14 protein-coding genes are annotated in these 16,483 nt (G+C 51.1%); 4 read left to right on the forward strand and 10 right to left on the reverse strand.

Annotated features, from left to right (window positions below):
* Positions 1–23: 23 nt before the first annotated feature.
* A complete protein-coding gene (locus VFT64_08380; protein ID HEU5047844.1) occupies positions 24–2,339 on the reverse strand; it encodes a 3-hydroxyacyl-CoA dehydrogenase NAD-binding domain-containing protein in 2,316 nt (771 codons plus the stop codon).
* Between the two features lie 227 nt (positions 2,340–2,566).
* Between VFT64_08380 and VFT64_08385 the strand changes: the two genes are divergently transcribed.
* Positions 2,567–3,892: an alkaline phosphatase family protein gene (locus tag VFT64_08385; GenBank protein HEU5047845.1), complete on the forward strand. Its 1,326-nt coding sequence runs from the start codon at positions 2,567–2,569 to the stop codon at positions 3,890–3,892.
* Here VFT64_08385 and VFT64_08390 read toward each other — a convergent pair.
* From VFT64_08390 to VFT64_08410, 5 genes are read right to left on the reverse strand one after another with little or no spacing between them, the layout of a single operon-like run.
* On the reverse strand, positions 3,882–5,819 hold the full coding sequence (locus tag VFT64_08390; GenBank protein ID HEU5047846.1) for a hypothetical protein: 1,938 nt from the start codon (positions 5,817–5,819) through the stop codon (positions 3,882–3,884). The genes VFT64_08385 and VFT64_08390 overlap by 11 nt on opposite strands.
* Positions 5,820–5,831: 12 nt before the next feature.
* Positions 5,832–6,773, reverse strand: coding sequence for a hypothetical protein (locus VFT64_08395; GenBank protein ID HEU5047847.1), 942 nt, complete (start codon positions 6,771–6,773; stop codon positions 5,832–5,834).
* The gene (locus tag VFT64_08400) at positions 6,763–7,377 is read right to left on the reverse strand and encodes a hypothetical protein (GenBank protein ID HEU5047848.1); all 615 of its coding nucleotides are present in this window, start codon (positions 7,375–7,377) and stop codon (positions 6,763–6,765) included. Before VFT64_08400 ends, VFT64_08395 begins: the two co-directional genes overlap by 11 nt.
* A gap of 10 nt (positions 7,378–7,387) precedes the next feature.
* Complete coding sequence (locus VFT64_08405) at positions 7,388–7,912, reverse strand: hypothetical protein (GenBank protein HEU5047849.1); 525 nt, start codon at positions 7,910–7,912, stop codon at positions 7,388–7,390.
* Between the two features lie 15 nt (positions 7,913–7,927).
* Positions 7,928–8,449 carry a response regulator gene (locus tag VFT64_08410; protein ID HEU5047850.1) on the reverse strand — a complete coding sequence of 174 codons (522 nt, stop codon included), beginning with the start codon at positions 8,447–8,449 and terminating at the stop codon, positions 7,928–7,930.
* Positions 8,450–8,524: 75 nt separating this feature from the next.
* Between VFT64_08410 and tsaE the strand changes: the two genes are divergently transcribed.
* The gene (gene tsaE / locus VFT64_08415; protein ID HEU5047851.1) at positions 8,525–8,998 is read left to right on the forward strand and encodes a tRNA (adenosine(37)-N6)-threonylcarbamoyltransferase complex ATPase subunit type 1 TsaE; all 474 of its coding nucleotides are present in this window, start codon (positions 8,525–8,527) and stop codon (positions 8,996–8,998) included.
* Positions 8,995–9,993, forward strand: coding sequence for a phosphotransferase (locus VFT64_08420; protein ID HEU5047852.1), 999 nt, complete (start codon positions 8,995–8,997; stop codon positions 9,991–9,993). The genes tsaE and VFT64_08420 overlap by 4 nt, the downstream gene beginning before the upstream one ends.
* A 4-nt stretch (positions 9,994–9,997) precedes the next feature.
* On the opposite strand, the gene VFT64_08425 is transcribed toward VFT64_08420, so the two are convergent.
* Entirely contained in the window at positions 9,998–11,470 is a 1,473-nt protein-coding gene (locus VFT64_08425) for a hypothetical protein (GenBank protein HEU5047853.1), read from the reverse strand.
* Between the two features lie 221 nt (positions 11,471–11,691).
* Here VFT64_08425 and VFT64_08430 point away from each other — a divergent pair, with 221 nt between their 5' ends.
* Positions 11,692–12,798: a hypothetical protein gene (locus tag VFT64_08430; protein ID HEU5047854.1), complete on the forward strand. Its 1,107-nt coding sequence runs from the start codon at positions 11,692–11,694 to the stop codon at positions 12,796–12,798.
* Here the strand turns inward: VFT64_08430 and ggt are convergent.
* From ggt to ccoG, 3 genes are read right to left on the reverse strand one after another with little or no spacing between them, the layout of a single operon-like run.
* Positions 12,795–14,549, reverse strand: coding sequence for a gamma-glutamyltransferase (gene ggt, locus VFT64_08435; GenBank protein ID HEU5047855.1), 1,755 nt, complete (start codon positions 14,547–14,549; stop codon positions 12,795–12,797). The genes VFT64_08430 and ggt overlap by 4 nt on opposite strands.
* A gap of 17 nt (positions 14,550–14,566) precedes the next feature.
* On the reverse strand, positions 14,567–15,055 hold the full coding sequence (locus VFT64_08440; protein ID HEU5047856.1) for a FixH family protein: 489 nt from the start codon (positions 15,053–15,055) through the stop codon (positions 14,567–14,569).
* A gap of 1 nt (position 15,056) precedes the next feature.
* On the reverse strand, positions 15,057–16,475 hold the full coding sequence (gene ccoG / locus VFT64_08445) for a cytochrome c oxidase accessory protein CcoG (protein HEU5047857.1): 1,419 nt from the start codon (positions 16,473–16,475) through the stop codon (positions 15,057–15,059).
* Positions 16,476–16,483 lie beyond the last annotated feature (8 nt).

A 16,483-nucleotide genomic window follows, 5' to 3' on the forward strand; every position in this document is an offset into this window, starting at 1 on the left:
ACTCCGTGTATGCAAATGACTTATTAGTTCCTGAGCGGTTTACCGGTGTTGAGCATATGCTCGATACGGTCCAGCGTGCCTTTGGTCTTGATGAGTTCCATGAAGGCCGTATGTTCCAGATCCAGCAATTGCTGCTCCGTGATCGTGTCCGTGATATCCGTATCGCCACCGGAGAGAATTCCCGCCAGCGCCTTGCAGACCACTACGTCATGCGGGGTTGCCTTGCCGGTGGCGACGAACTGTTCCAGTCCCATCAGCAGAGCGGCTTTTGCGGTTTCACCGGGCAGTGAGAGCGTGGGTGCTTCCGGCGGGGTGTAGTTATCCGCCATGAGCAGGCAGAGCTGCTTTGCATCCGGAATCAGGCGGGCACGGTTCATGGAAATCCTGCATTTCTGGTTCAGGATCTGCATATCCTTGGCTTCGTCCGCGGAACCGCCAACTTTCGCTGTGGCGATATATTCAAATACCTTGGCGATGGCGGGCATAGTATTGCCTTGCGCTCCCTGCAGATGGCGCACCAGCATTTCCTTACAGCCGCCCCAGCCCGGAATCACGCCGACGCCGACTTCGACCAGCCCAGGATAGCTTTCGATATGCGCCTGCACGGCCGCGCTATGAAGAATGATTTCACAACCGCCGCCGAGCGCCATGCCGCCGAGTGCTGAAACGACCGGGAAGGGAGCGTATTTGAGCGCCATAGTCGTACGCTGGCCCTGTTTGATCACATCGGAGATCAGCTGCCACGCTGCCATATTGGCGGCATAGAGAATGAAGCCGAGATTAGCGCCTACGGAGAAGTTATCGCCATCCCCGCCGATGACCAGGCCTTTATAGCCCTGTTTTACGGTTTCGATGGATTTCTCGATCATCGTCAAAATATCAGGATCAATCGAGTTCATCTTGGACGTGAATTCCAGGCAGAGAATGCCGTCCCCTATATCCCACAAGGAGGCCGAGCCGTTTTTGAGAATCGGTTTCGCACCGCGTTTCTTATCCGCCAGCGACCAGACGCCTTCCACCTGCGGAACAGGCGCATATTCGCCCTTCAGCGTCAGGTATTGCGGTTTATTATCTGCAATCCTGTAGAAGGTTTTACCGCTTGCTTCCGTGAGGAGCTTCGGCACAGGTACTTTTTCCGCTTCCAGCGCTTTAATAAGATTATCCACGCCAATCTTGTCGATCATCTCGAACGGACCGAATTTCCAGTTATAGCCCCATTTCATTGTGTTATCGACCGCGAGGATGTCGTCAGCGATTTCCGGCAGGAGTGATGCAGCGTAAGCCAACGTTTTACCCATGACAGCGCGTGCATACTGGCCGCCAAGGTCGCTATGCGTCATCAGACCCATGATGCCGGACTTGGCAGCGGCGATGCTTTCCAGCGCTGGTTTCTTTTCAGGATGGTATTCGCCGGTTTTCAGATCGATCACTTCCTTGACCTTCTTACCGCCCTCCTTATTGATGCGATAAAAGCCGCCCTTGCCCTTACGACCAGTATAGCCGTTCTTGATCATATTCGTGATCAGCTCCGGCTCACGGTAGAGCGCGCGGAATATGTCTTTTTCCGGCAGTGTGGCCATCAGCGCCTTGGCCATCAATGGCATGAGGTCGAGGCCGATCAGGTCGAACAGGCCGAATATGCCTGTTTTAGGAATGCCCAGCGGCCTGCCCATGATAGCATCCGCTTCTTCCACGGAAACGCCCAGGCGCATGGCTTCCAGCACGGCGACCATCACCCAGAAAATACCGATACGGTTAGCGATGAAGCCCGGAGTATCCTTGCAGTCAACAACGCCTTTGCCGAGCTTTATGTCGGCGAATTTCTTGATCTCCGCATAAGCCTCAGGACGCGTCTTCGGGCCCGGCACCATTTCAAGCAGACGCATGAAGCGCGGCGGGTTAAAGAAGTGCGTGATCATGAAATCCTGCTGGAAGGATTCCGGCATACCGGAAAGCAGTACATGCAGTGGGATAGTAGATGTATTGGAGGAGACAACGGAACCTTTTTTACGTACGGCATCCACCTTGCGGTAGACATCCTGCTTCACCTCGATCTTTTCAAGCACGGCTTCGATGATCCAATCGACATCTTTCAGCAAGTCAAGATTATCTTCAAGATTGCCCGGAGTAACCAGTTTCGCCTTGTTTTTATGCGTAAAACCGGAAGGGCTGGCAGCAAGCTGCTTCTCAACCGCCTTTTCCGTGAGCATATTGCGGCTGGTTGCGCCTTCGGGAACGATATCCAGCAGAATGACAGGAATGCCTGCGTTGGCGATGTGCGCGGCGATGCCGCTGCCCATGACGCCCGAACCCAGAACCGCTATTTTCGCAATGGTCATTGAAGTCTCCATCCGGTTAACAATATACGTACTATAGCAGGCTTACGTTAACGTTTTGTAAATAAAATCGATAATTCCGCCTTTAAGAAAGAAAAATAACTATATTCAGGATAGTGTTTTAGCCTGTTGAAGCAAGCGCCAAAGCAGGTTATCTTGCGGTTACTATCATTCTGTTATGCGGCGTTGCCACAGAGCGACGCTTTCCGCCCTCATTGAAAGAATCCTCTATGCGCTATCTTACAGCGTTTGTTATTTCGTTATTGCTGCCGTTTCACGCCCTGGCCCAGCCGGAACAGTTGAAGCCGGTAAAGCATATTATTGTCATTTATCTTGAAAATCACAGTTTCGACAATCTTTTTGGCACGTTTCCCGGAGCGGATGGGATTGAGCAGGCCGGAGATAAGGCCCTTCAGACGGATGCGGACGGCAAGCCGTATGTTGTGCTGCCGCATGTAATGAATGGCAAAGAAGTTGACAAACGTTTTCCCAAAGATCTGCAGAACAAGCCTTTCCTGATCAGCCGCTATGTGCCCGAGAATCAGAAAACCGGCGATCTAGTGCATCGCTTCTATCAATTAATAGCGCAGATTAATGGCGGCAGAATGGACAGGTTCGCCAATATCAGCAATGCAGGCGGACTGGCTATGGGTTATTATGAAAACAAACACTCGCCTCTATGGAAATATGCGCGCGAATTCACATTAGCTGATCATTTCTTTACCGCAGGGTTCGGCGGCTCTTTCCTGAACCATGTAATGCTCATATGCGCGTGCGTGCCGCAATACGATAAAGCTCCCGCTTCCATTCGCGTAAAACTGGATGATAAAGGGAAGCTCATACATGATGGTGCGGTGACGCCGGATGGTTATGCGATTAACACAATCCAGCCCTTTTCCTGGCCTTATGACCGCAGGGTAGAAGATGAGCGCAGACGCCTCCCATTACAGAAAATGCCGACAATCGGCGAGAGGCTCAACGCTAAGCATATCGATTGGGCATGGTATAGCGGTGGCTGGAACGATGCGGTGGCTGGGAATCCGAGCAAGCTCTTTGAGTATCACCACCAGCCATTTACTTATTTCGCAGACTATGCACATGGCACCAAAGAACGGTGGTTGCATTTAAAGGATGAGGCAGATTTTATTCGCGCTATCGATACCGGTAAACTGCCGCCTGTGGCATTTTACAAGCCGGAAGGAGAATTCAACCTGCATCCGGGATATGCGGAATTGCAGACGGGAGAGAAACATATCTTCGACCTGATCGGCCGGATACAGCGCAGCAAGCTATGGAAAAACTCTCTCATTATTGTGACCTTTGATGATGCCGGTGGTTATTACGACCACGAACCGCCACCTGCAGGTGACCGTTTTGGGCCCGGCGAACGTGTTCCGACACTTATTATTTCGCCCTTTGCCAAACGTGGGTTTGTCGATCATACGGTCTATAGCACGATTTCCATTTTAAAGCTGATTGAAGACAAATACGGCTTGAAACCATTGACGGAACGGGATGCAGCCGCTCCTGATATGCTGAACGCGCTTAAGCCGTAATATTGTTGGTATGGTGGGCGAGAATTTCGTCCAGCGGCTTGACCGGGAAATCATTCGTGGTCTGGAAGGCCAGCATGCCGCTGAATCCGGTTTGCACGGCCGCGCTGTTATAGATTTCCGTCATCTCCTGCTGTTCCTGAGCGGTGAACGGGTGGCGGCTGCGTATCATAAGATCGAAAACCGTTCCCGCCTGTTTCATGCGCACGAGCCCATCCATCTGAATACCGCCGAATTCTGATAAGTCCACTTCCACGATGAAGCGCGTGTTGCCTGCGGCTCTGGCATCGTCAGACTGTTTTTTGTTCTGCCCGTCGCGTTTCACATAAATCCGTGCCTGCTGCACCTCACCCTGAAAGATAAAAGGCATGAAGGAGGCCTGCCAGGCCGGTTGCTGCTGGCTTTCAGGTTTGGGGGTGAAAACACTTAGCAGGTTCGTCATTTCGGCCGAGAATTTTTGTATCAGATCCGTCCGGCCATTCTGTTTGAGCGTGTTAACCGTGTCGTCTCCCAGAATTTTGGCTATGTTACCGCTGGCAAGTGCCGTCATGAATGCAAGGCTTGTGGCTGCAAAGTTTTCGCCCAGCACCGGCAGATTAGAAATAATGTTATTTGCAGGCGTTTGTGCTGCCGGAGTTGTACCTGCCTGTGGTGCATTACCTATGTCGGATGTCGTACCCGTAATAACATTTACGATCTCCTTTATTGTATTCCATGTGGCTGCAATCTCTCCCAGCGATGCCGGTGGGGCAGGCGTATTCTGTACAGTACTTGTCAGAATGTTCTGCGTTGTGTTTTCCGGTATATCCAAGAGTATTGCAGTGCCCGGAGCAAGCGTGGCCGATGCAGGAAGTGCCTGAGGCTGCAAGGTTATCGTGCCTGCTTCTGTCTGCACAGTGATGCTGCCGTCTTCGGCGGAAGAGACGATCTGCCCCTGCACGCTGGAAGTTTTGATGGAAGGCGTCGCAACGGCCACCTGAGTTGTGACATTGGGAGTGTTTTGCAGCTCTGCACTCACGACATTCACATTTTGTTTTGCATAGGCTGCATAGAACGGGCTTGCAGAAGTCTGCGGTGTATTTGTAATGCCTTCGGGTAGTTGCGGCGCGGCAACTGCTTCCTGCTGCTGGGCCGGTGCGGGAGTCGTTTCCTGCACACTGGGGGAAAGCTTTGTTGCATTTGCTACCGTAGATGACGGGGTTGCAGCCGCAGCGACATTTGTCGTGACGGCAGCTGCCTGCGACTGTGCTGTAGCTGCGCTGGCCTGGGGCGCTGCTACGGGGGTCTCGGAAACGGGAAGCTGAATACTCTGCTGTTGAGGTGCTGGGGCAGGGGGCTGCGGCGTATTACCCTCCTCCTGCAAAGGCACCTGATCGGGTTGCACTGTTACTATCGGAGCCTGCACTTGCGCAGGAGTGACCGGCAGATGGATGGTGACCGTGGTTCCGGGGGCAGGCAGAGGCGTCTGATTGGCGGTCTGGGGTTGCGGAGGGGCTGCGTTATCAGGCGTTGCAGCCAGTACGTCCGCCCTGACGACTACCGGAAGCGATGCCGATTGCGGGTCTTGCGCAGCACTGGTAGAGCCGGAGGATTGGGCAAGCAATGCAGTGCTGACGCTGTCGGCTTCCGGTGGCAGGCTTTGTGAGAATTCTGAAAATGGCTGACCATTGACAGAAACAATGCGGGCGTTTGTTCCTTGTGCATTCTGATCGACCTTAATAATAAGATCGCTGTTATAAGTAAGTGGCAAATTGCTTTGCAGGGTCAGATTGCCGCCCTGGGTTTTCAGGAGAAAATTACCGTTCGGATCCCTGCCGACGATCGTGCCTGAGATGGTCGACGATGTTTCGGGCGTGCTATGTGTCTGCGGTGTGATAGCGGAAACCGCGGTGCTTTGGGAAACCGGGCCCACCGTATTATCTGCTACCATAAAAAGAAACCCTTATGCTCGTCGCCGGACGAGATATTTGCGCTTGATTTGTACCGCTGCCGCACCTGTTCCCAAGAAAGCGACGCCCATAATCACGAGCGCCAGCGGCCAGCCAATGGAATTGACGAAATATTCTGTCGTATAATATCCGATAAATCCAATCAGCGCCAGCACGCTCGTCACCAGTAATGCCCGGCTTTCCACGATCGTGCAGACATACAGCATGGCAATCGCCACGGCGGGATAGAGCAACTCAACACTGGTGTGATACACCAGATCGAACAGGCTCGCATAGAACATACATGCGCCGATAAAATAGCCGTAGCTTGATAAAGGACGATGTATTGTGCGCGCAATGACATAAGACTGGTATATCATGCATATGCCGAGGGCGAGAAAGATATCCTGATCCTTGAGACCCAGCCAGTCCAGCCATTCTGCAGAAAATCCATAGGCGAAGAAAAGAGCGGTAAAGGCCAGGGAGGTTTTGCGAAAAGCGGCAAACATCAGGGCCTGCTGCACTCCCATGATTCCGTAGACAGCCAAGACCGCTTTTGTGATCTCACCTGTATGGGGAAACAATTCATAGATTGTTACAAACCATCCTGTTGTTTCAATTGCTGCAGCAATGATTATCAGCGGACCGATGAGCCTTGGATATTTATTCTCCTTCATGGCAATGGCGGCTAGCATGCTGAGGCCGATGCCTGTTCCCAATGATACGAAAATGCGCATGAAGGAGCTCATGTCCTTCCAGAACATTTCGGTATAAACGAAAAGCCCCGAAAGGATAAAAATAGCTCCAAGCGAGGTGAATACACGCATGGCAATATCGGAAGGGGTTTTATGACGCGTTTCGCTTTCGCTGAGTTTCCGTTCAATATCGCCCAGTGTAATACCGTGCTCCCGCATGGTATTGATAATCTGGTTTAGCTGAGCTTCATTATTCTGCATGTGATACCGCACTGCTTATGGGAATAACCCAACCGATTAATTTGACGGCACCGTAGCTGCCGGTGGTCTGCGGCAGCCGCACTGTACGGCTTCCCTTACGTAATACCGGTTCGCTGTAGTAGCTGCGTGTGAAGAAAATTTCCGTCATTACACCGCCGCTTGATCCATATTGCCCGCTTTGAAAAGCATAGCCATCCGGTGAGATGTCCGATGCATCCACATCAAGATTTTCTAATTCGGGAATCGAAATATCAACAGGGGACTGCGGTTTGTTGCAGTCTGCCGTCTGGACTCCGCGCGGAGGCTGGGGAGTATTGGTTTTGAGTTCGTGCGCATTGCCTGTAGCGGGATTAAAAAGATATATTTTGGTGAGGTCGCCATAACAGCTTGGGATATAGCTCGCTTTGGCTTTCCGGTTTTCAACATTCACGATTACGCCGCGATCCTTGCCGGGATAGTAATCCGTAGCGTAAAGCACGGCGTATTTCGGCGGAGCTTCCAGAAGGTTCGGCACCATTGCTGCAATCGAAAGAATGATCACTACCAGCAGGGGAAGCGCGATGCCAAAAGCGATGGTGGGATTTTCCTTCAGTGATTTCAGCATGTCCGTCTCACTATTGATATTTTTCGACCATTTTGAACAGATTATCCAGCAGTTCCTGTCCTACTACGCCGCCATCTCCCATGATATTCTTTGCAAATATAACCGACAGCGTGTCGATATGTTTGCGTATCACGACGAGCTGCTCCGCATTCGGTTTTCCATGCAGCAGGCAGAAGCTGCTTAAAGACTTGGCAACCAGCGTGGCCAGATCGAACCCGAAGGTTCCGGCCTGAGACTGGATGCGGGCTGCAATCTGTTCCAGATGGCTGACATCTTCTTCACATTCCGGGGCTTTGGCCATGGCATCTTCAAAATGCTTGTTCATGGTGGCAGTATCTGTTAACGCCCATTCAAGGAAACTCTCCTTGTGCTTTTCAATAGTCGCCTGCGCTTTGGTGATGTTTTCTTCGCTGAATATCTTTTTCAGGTCTACATCTTCGCCAATAGCTTTCTTAAGGCTATAGTCGGGAGGGAAAAACTTAGTGTCTTCCGTGGCACCTGTTTGCACTTTTGCTTCGTTTTCATTTTCAGTCATAATGCCAGCATTCCGTTATCTGTGCCGTTTTTCGGTTTTGTCGGGCGGTAGAATATGGCGTCTTCTTCTATCCGGGCCGACGAAGTTCTGATTCATGACGAATCCGCGTGGATTGTCGATCAGCAGAATAATACGGTCGCACAGCGTCTTGGCGCTGAACGGTTTGACGACAAATTCCGTTACCCCTACGTCGCGCGCAATTTCAACATGCTCTTTACCGACATAGCCTGTCAGCATGATGATGGGAAGAAAGCGGTTGGGTGAGTCTTTGTCGTGACGCAGGTATTTAACAAGACTGATCCCGTCCATCGGCGTCATGCGCCAGTCCGTGATCAGCATGTCAATCTTTTCAGTCTTCATAACTTTGATGGCTTCGGTGCCGTCATGCACGATGTGGATTGCGCTGAATCCAAGGCTTTCCATTACTTCCCGCACGATGGCGGCTATACGGCGATCACCGTCCGCAATCAGCACACCGACCTGCGCTAAATTACCGAAAGCTTTTTTCAATGAGGTTTTTTTACTTAATGCTTTCATTTCACACCATTTTATTCATATACTCGCTCCATAGCAAGTCTAACCGTGCCTGCAGGACCAAGAACGTATTTTTGCATGATATTATATACATTTAACGCTTTGTCTATTGAAGAAATGCAACTGCTTGCGCAGAATATCGCCGGAAAGTTGCATTTAGGTGACATAGTGACGCTGAGCGGAGAAGTAGGGGCGGGGAAGACCAGTTTCGCTCGCGCGCTCATCCAAAGTCTGACTCGCCCGGACATGGAAGTTGCCAGCCCTACTTTCACGCTTATGCAGTCCTATGACGCAAGACTCGCGGATGGAGCAACGGCCACGTTATGGCATCTGGATCTCTACAGACTCAAAGCAGAAGAAGAGCTGGAAGAATTGGGGCTGGAGGAGTTATGGCCCCTGCTTACGCTGATCGAATGGCCGAAGATCGCCGAGCACCGAATTCCGGCGCGGCGGCTTGATATTTCCTTTGATTTTGGGGACAAACGTGATACGCGAAAACTCACCCTTTCGGGCGATGCAATATGGAGCGAGCGGTTAAAGGATTTGCTATGAACAGGACGGATGCGATCGATCAATTTCTGGCCGCCAGCGGATGGGGAGGTGCCAGGCGCACAATGCTGGCGGGCGATGCTTCGTTCCGTAAATATGAGCGTGTGTTTCTTGGCGAAAAAAGTGCCGTTTTGATGGATGCTCCGCCTGATAAGGAAGATATACGTCCTTTCATGAAAGCTGCGGAATATCTGACGCAGACGGGACTCAGCGCGCCGCAGATTCTTGCCTCTGATGAGGCACATGGTTTCCTGCTGCTGGAAGACCTTGGAGACGATCTGTTTGCCAGAGTCATGGAAAAGCATCCTGAAACCGAGCGGGAACTCTATCTTGCGGCAACCGAGGTGCTGGTTACGCTTTATAAGGATGCTAAAGCTGGCGGCGTTAACCCTTTTGAGCCGTTCAGCATTGAAAAAATGCTGCAGCAGGTTGCTTTGCTGCCGGAATGGTTCATGCCGTTTGTTTCCGGAGCTTCCTGCCCTGAGGAAATCAAGCAGGAATATCTGGATATCTGGCGCCGCACCCTTGCCAAATTGCCAGCACTTCAGCAGGTCACGGTCATTTACGATTACCACGCAGAAAACTTGCTATGGCTTCCCGGCCGTGAAGGGGTTGCAAAAGCAGGATTGCTGGATTTCCAGGACGCTATGCTTGGCTCCCCCGCTTATGATCTGGTTTCCATTCTGGAAGATGTGCGCCGTGACATCACGTCAGATACAGTGCAGCATGCGCTGGATTATTACCTGGAGAAAACCGGAATCGCGCGAGAGGAATTCATGGCAGCCTATCACATGATGGGAGCGCAGCGAAATTGCCGCATTGCGGGTACGTTCGCGCGTTTATATGTGCGCGACCACAAGCCCCGTTACCTTACTTTCATGCCGCGCGTGTGGCGTCTTATTGAAAAAGACGTATCGCATCCGCTTATGGCGGAAGTGCGACAATGGCTGGATACACATATCAAGCGGGAATGGCGTCAGTTAAGAGTGGCTGCCTGATCTATTAGTTCCACCGCTGCTGTCTGCGCTGCCTGGTCCGGCGCATATTACGCCAGTTCGTCGTGTAGAGAATCAGAAGTCCCGTAATGATGATGCCCGCCCAGGTCAATGCATTGCCTGAGAAAATAAATCCCAGATCCAGGAACCCCGGAAACTTGCCGACCATGTCCATATGGTCACGCGGCCACTGGCTTGCATAGCCGCTTACGGCAAGGAAAAGATAAATCAGGTTCGTGCCTGCCAGCGCTTTAAGCACAATCTCCGTGCGCCATTGATTGCGCTCGTTGGTCTGCTGGCTGAGCATGGTGATGTTGGCTTTGCAAAGGCCAAGTTTGCGATCCACGTTGCGCACCAGGTTCTCAAATTTCCATTCCTTCTGTATGGCGTGAAAGAGTTTCTGCGAGACTCCCTGCAGATCAACCATCATATCGTTGTAGTGCACCTGCAATATCGTCACGAGATTAATAATATTTTCCATATCCTCGCTCAGCATATGCAGAGAAGCATCGCTCTGGCGGTTAAATACGGTGCCGAGATATTTAATCAGATTGACATTCACAATATCCATCGCCGCGTAATAATACTGGGCGGAGAGCATGACATCCCACAAATTTTCCAGTTGCTTATCTTCTAAGTCCTTAGAGATCATGATGACATTATTACCGGAGTTGAGATGAATTTCCGCTCCGTCAATCCTGATACTTTCATTATTATGGGGATGCAGAAGCGGTCTGATCCATGCATTCATTGGATAGTCGTTACTATAGAACAGCGTTCTGTTTACCCACATCAGCCTGAAGCACAGGTCGAGATTATAATAAGGGTTTCGCCGGTGACTGGCCAGGTCCCTGAAGATATTATATGCTTCTATATCTTCCACCCAATATTGGCCGTGCCTGTCCGGCATTTTGCTCAAGCCCAGCAACAAGGGAAAAATATGTTTCTGGTATAATCTTTCCAGCAGATTATAGGTGAATGCCGTTGTCCATTTATCCAGCTTATCCCATGCGCTGTCGCTCTGGCCTATATGGGCTTTATCCAGATGGAGATCCAGCGTCAGGATAGCGACGGTATTATCGTAAAAGTCTATACGCAGTGACTGCGCATCCGGTAAGAAAGAATCGGAATATCTGATAACCTTGTCATCCGCCGCCGTGCAGGCATCCCGGAGAATATTCTGCAGTTCCGGGAAAGCAGCGGATTTAAAGCGTAAGGTAAAGATGCGTTGAAACAGAAAGAGGCTGCCATTCTTGTTAGCATCTACATAGCGCGCTTCCACTTCATCTTTTTCCAATCGGGGCGGCACATTGACATCCATCTCCAGTGCGGGAGAGAGTTTCTTGCTGATGGAACTGGCAGGTGCGGAAAGCTCTGTACGCAAATGTGCAAGATAGTCCATAAAACCATCCGGGTCGGTTGCTACCTGCGAACTGTCCAGATTGAAATACGCTCTGAACGGTGCAATCAGCTTTAACATGATAGTTCCTTTTTATTATTCAGGCCTATTCTCTTTCCGAGAAATCATAATATACTTCTTCTAGCAGATAAACTTGTGCGCTGCGGAATGCAATAGATTTATAGGATGTGGATATTTACAGTCTGGATGAATAATTGTCATTAAAACTTCATGTTTCAATTGATGCATTTGGATTTCATCTGAATTAGAATCAAAAAGAATTTCTTATAGAGGATATTACCATGCCGTTGCCCTCTGATTACAGTATTGAGATTGTTACAGACCCCGAAAAGCTGACTCCAGCAATGCATGCTGCATATCAGGCTGGGAATCCGAGCCGCCTGGGGGATGAATCTTTACCTGCTTTCAAGGAATATCTGGCTAACGAAGATGTTCCGGGAGCTAAAGAAGCCTGGGCTGTTGTAAGGGATAATGCCACTGGCAATATAGTTGGCACTGCAAATTTTTCAATGCATGCGACAGGGGAAGGCGATAACGCCAAAGGGGCGGCCAATATATTATATCCACTTAGCGTGGTACCTGAGTATCGCGATACGGCGGACGGACGTATTGATCCTGCCGCTATGCAACGTATCGAAGGCGAAGTCTTTGACAGGATTGCACAGGCTACAGCCGATCATGTGAAGCAAACGGCGGGCACTGCCGCAGAACCTGTTGTTACTACTTATCTGCCGCACGAGAACCCGCTTAGCAAAACGCCGCAAGAATATCTTAGTGATTCGATTGGCCGCGGAGACGATAGCAAGGGCATAGGGGTTGGGCTTACTGAACATGCTTCCGTGTACGGTAAGCTCGGTTTTGGTAAATTAGGCGTCGATTATGTTGAACCTCCTATCGAAGCAGGAGACGATCCGGTCAAATACGATATGCTTGTGAAGCAAACACAGGGTGGTAAGGCATTGCCAACAACCGGAGTCAATCCGCAGGATTTTAAAGATTTTTATAATAAGTCTTCCGAACTTTCTTTTGCCGGTACGCAAGTGGGCGACCCGGTCCTTTCAGATATGAATACTTCGCTGGCTGCAGTGGGAGATCGCAACATTCCTGTGCATTCAATGGGGATATACGACAAAGTGGCGCAGACTGTAAATCTTGACAGCGTTACCAGGCTCGACAGCGAAGGCCATACAGGTCCGCTGTCGGAACGTTTCCCGGTAGAGGCTGCGATGATTCGAGCTACACAAGGCGGAGTTGGTGCTGCAGAAGCTGCTAATCTCGCAAGAACACAGGAAACACCATTCCGTGCTGAAGGAGCAGAAGGCCCGGGAGCACCGGGCACGTCATCTGCTGTCAGACCGGCACAGACTGATGTCCCAGGCAGACCTTAATACCCTATCGCCGCACCGTCCGGATTGCGCGAATCGGAATAGCCGTATACGCCGTCATCCCTCACCTGTATGATCTGCACGCGTCCCATCGTCGGTTCCGGCGAGACATGATAGCCTTCGTCCTGTAGGATTTTCAATGTGTCCGGACTCAGCCCCTTTTCGATGCGCAATGTATCGGGCAGCCACTGGTCATGCACGCGTGGTGCGGTGGCGGCTTCGGCCGGGTTCATGCCGAAATCTATCATGTTCAGGATGGTTTGCAGTGTTGTGGTGATGATGCGGGAACCGCCGGGGCTGCCGGTGACCAGCCATATCTTGCCGTTCTTCAGCACAAAAGTCGGTGACATAGAAGATAGAGGGCGTTTTCGCGGTTCGATAGCGTTTGCCTTGCCGCCAGTAACACCATAGCCGTTAGGCACACCTGGCTTGGAAGAAAAATCATCCATTTCATCGTTGAGCATAATACCAGTACCTTCCGCCACAATGCCGCTGCCGAAATCGAAATTGAGCGTGTAAGTGACGGCCACCGCATTGCCTTTGCCATCCACGATAGAATAATGCGTTGTCTGGCTGCTTTCATAAGGTAGAGGATTGCCGGGCTTGAATGCCTCCGCAGGCAAAGGCTTTACCGGGTCTATTCTTTGGACGAGTTCGTCTGCGTAATGTTTGGAAGTTAGCCCTTTAACGGGAACTTTAGTGAAATCAGGATCGCCCAGATATTTGGAGCGGTCCGCATAGGCAAGCTTCATGGCTTCAGCCATATAATGAATTGCCTTCGCGCTACCGAATCCGTATTGCGACAGCGGATAATGTTCCAGCATGTTCAGTATCTCGATGATATGAACACCGCCGGAACTGGGCGGTGGCATGGAGACAACTTTGAATCCGCGATATTCCCCGCTGACCGGTTCGCGCACAGCGACCTTATAATCTTCAAAATCCTTTCTGGTCATGATGCCGCCATGCTGTTTCATCTCAGCGACTATCCGATCGGCAATCTCCCCATTATAAAATGCTTTCGGTCCCTGTGTAGCAATGAGGCTAAGCGAATGGCCCAGGTCTTTCTGCACGAGCATATCCCCCTCGCGTAAGGGATGGCCGTCCCTGAAGAAAATCTTGCGGGTGCTTTCCCATGGAGCAAGATGCGCTTTTTCCAACTCCAGCATGTGGGCAAGCCCGTAACTTACGGGAAAGCCTTTTTCCGCCAGGCTAATCGACGGCGCGATTACATCTGCCAGTTTCATAGTGCCCCAATGCTCCAGCGCATACTGCATGCCTGCAACTGTGCCCGGAACACCAACCGCATTATGCGTATAGAGGGAGGCATCTTTTATAACATTGCCATTTTCATCCTGGAACATGGTTTCGGTTGCCTTGCCGGGAGCCACTTCGCGAAAGTCCAGAGCGATGTCCTTGCCCGTCTTTTCGTCGTGCACGAGCATAAAGCCGCCACCGCCGATATTGCCCGCATTGGGCAGCACTACTGCCAGCGCAAAGCCTACGCCAACTGCCGCATCAACAGCATTTCCGCCCTGCTTTAAGATATCCGCGCCAACCTGGCTTGCGAGTGCCTGTTCGGTTGCGACCATGCCATGCTGAGCATATACGGGATGGAAGGTATCCCGGTCATAATCATAATGTGCTGGAGGAGCGGCCAATATGCCTTCTTGCGCGGTTGCAACCGCAGGAACAGATAATAGTGCCACGACCGCCGTCCATAAGAACCGGCGGAGCGATAAATCTGAGCGCATATTGCCTCCTTTTAGGATTATTTAAGCTCCAGGTGCCTTACCAGCTGGTAATTCTGGCCCTGACAGGTCGCAGAGAGATGGACATTCCATTCGCCGGATAACGGCAGGGTGTTTTTCAGGCTGTAATGTCCATTGCCGTCATTATTCATAGCGAGATCAGACTGATCGAATCCCGCATGGGTCGGCCTGATAAACCAGGCTTTTACTTCGGCATTCGTAATCGGTTTACCGCTCTTATCCGCAAGTGTGAGAATGGTCTGCACATTCTTTCCCTGCGTATTGAACGTTAAGTCTGTATGCCAGCCAAGCTTTGCCTGAGCTTCGGAATGCGCAATAGCCTGGTTATAATACAGCCCGTCCTGATAGGCGTGTTTTACGACTTCGCCCGGATAATTGCGGATGCATAGCCAGACGAACCAGAAAATCAGGGCCATCAGCATGACGAAGAACAGTGCGATATAATAGGGAATAAAACGATCCGAAGGTCTTGCGGCAGTGTGTTCCATATTATTTACCATTGATAAAAAGGGAGGGGTGAGAGGCGGTTTTGCCTGTTGTATTATCTTTGAGGATAAATTGTATATCTGTGCGCTTCTGGGCTACATCATGCGCGGCAATCATGACGCGGTATTCGGCCACACTGTCCGGGGCTGCGGTCAGATCTTCGGGCTTTGGAGTGCCTGCTCCTTCCACATGGATATGCGGATCGTTAATGCCGGAGACCGTCAGTGTATAATGATGGGTATCATCGGTCATGTTCATAATCTTGATGTCATAATCGTTGCGAACGCTGCCATCCGACAGTTTAACGAAGAGCGGATTGCGGTCATGGATAACCAGAATATCGAGCGGCAGGCGCGTGAGCAGGCTATAAAGCATCAATCCGCCGACGGCGCATAAAACGATGGTATAATAGATCGTGCGCGGACGTACAATGTTTAACGTTTCCTTGCAGCCTGTTCCGCAGGCTTTCGCTTCCGAACGCTTGGCCTGATTATTATCCGTGTCGTAGCGTATCAGGCCGCGCGGCAGGTTAACCTTGTCCATGACATTGTTGCAGGCATCCACACACATGCCGCAGGCAATACATTCCATCTGCAGGCCGTTACGAATATCGATACCGGTCGGACATACGGTTACGCAATTGCCGCAATCGATACAATCTCCCAGCCCCTCACGGCTTGCGCCTGCCTTATAGTTGCCACGCGGCTCGCCGCGCTCCTTATCGTAAGAGATGATCAGCGTATCTTTGTCGAACATTGCCGACTGGAAACGTGCGTACGGGCACATATACGAGCATACCTGCTCCCGAGCGAACCCGGCCATAGTGTATGTGGAGAACGTCAGGCCTAGCACCCAGATTGCGACGTTTGTCGAAACATGCAGGTGCATTGCATCGCGAATAAGTGTGGGGGCGTCATTGAAATACAGCACCCAAGCGCCGCCGGTTAGCACACCGATGGCAATCCAGATAAAATGGGTCAGCCCCTTTTTCCATATTTTCTCAAGCGAGAGTGGGGATTTATCCAGCTTCATACGGGCATTGCGATCCCCCTGGACGAGACGTTCCACCCAGATAAAAAGATCGGTCCATACAGTCTGTGGACAGGCATAGCCGCACCAGACACGTCCGAGCAAGGAGGAGACGAAGAATAGCACGATTGCCGCAAGCACCAATAGCCCTGCGACATAGTAGACCTCATGCGGCCATATCTCGATACCGAAAAAATACGCCCGGCGACTGGGCAGATCGATCAGAATTGCCTGACTTGGAGCCAGGGGACCGCGGTGATAACGCAGGAAGGGGGCCAGGTAATATATGCCCAGCAGTACGGCCATCACGATCCATTTGAGTTTACGGTAACGTCCCCAGACTCGCTTGGGGTATATCGTCGGCGGTTTCTCAAAATACGTTATGTCGCCCATTACTTTAG

This window comes from Rickettsiales bacterium, from assembly GCA_035765535.1.
Taxonomy (GTDB): Bacteria; Pseudomonadota; Alphaproteobacteria; order Rickettsiales; family JABCZZ01; genus JABCZZ01.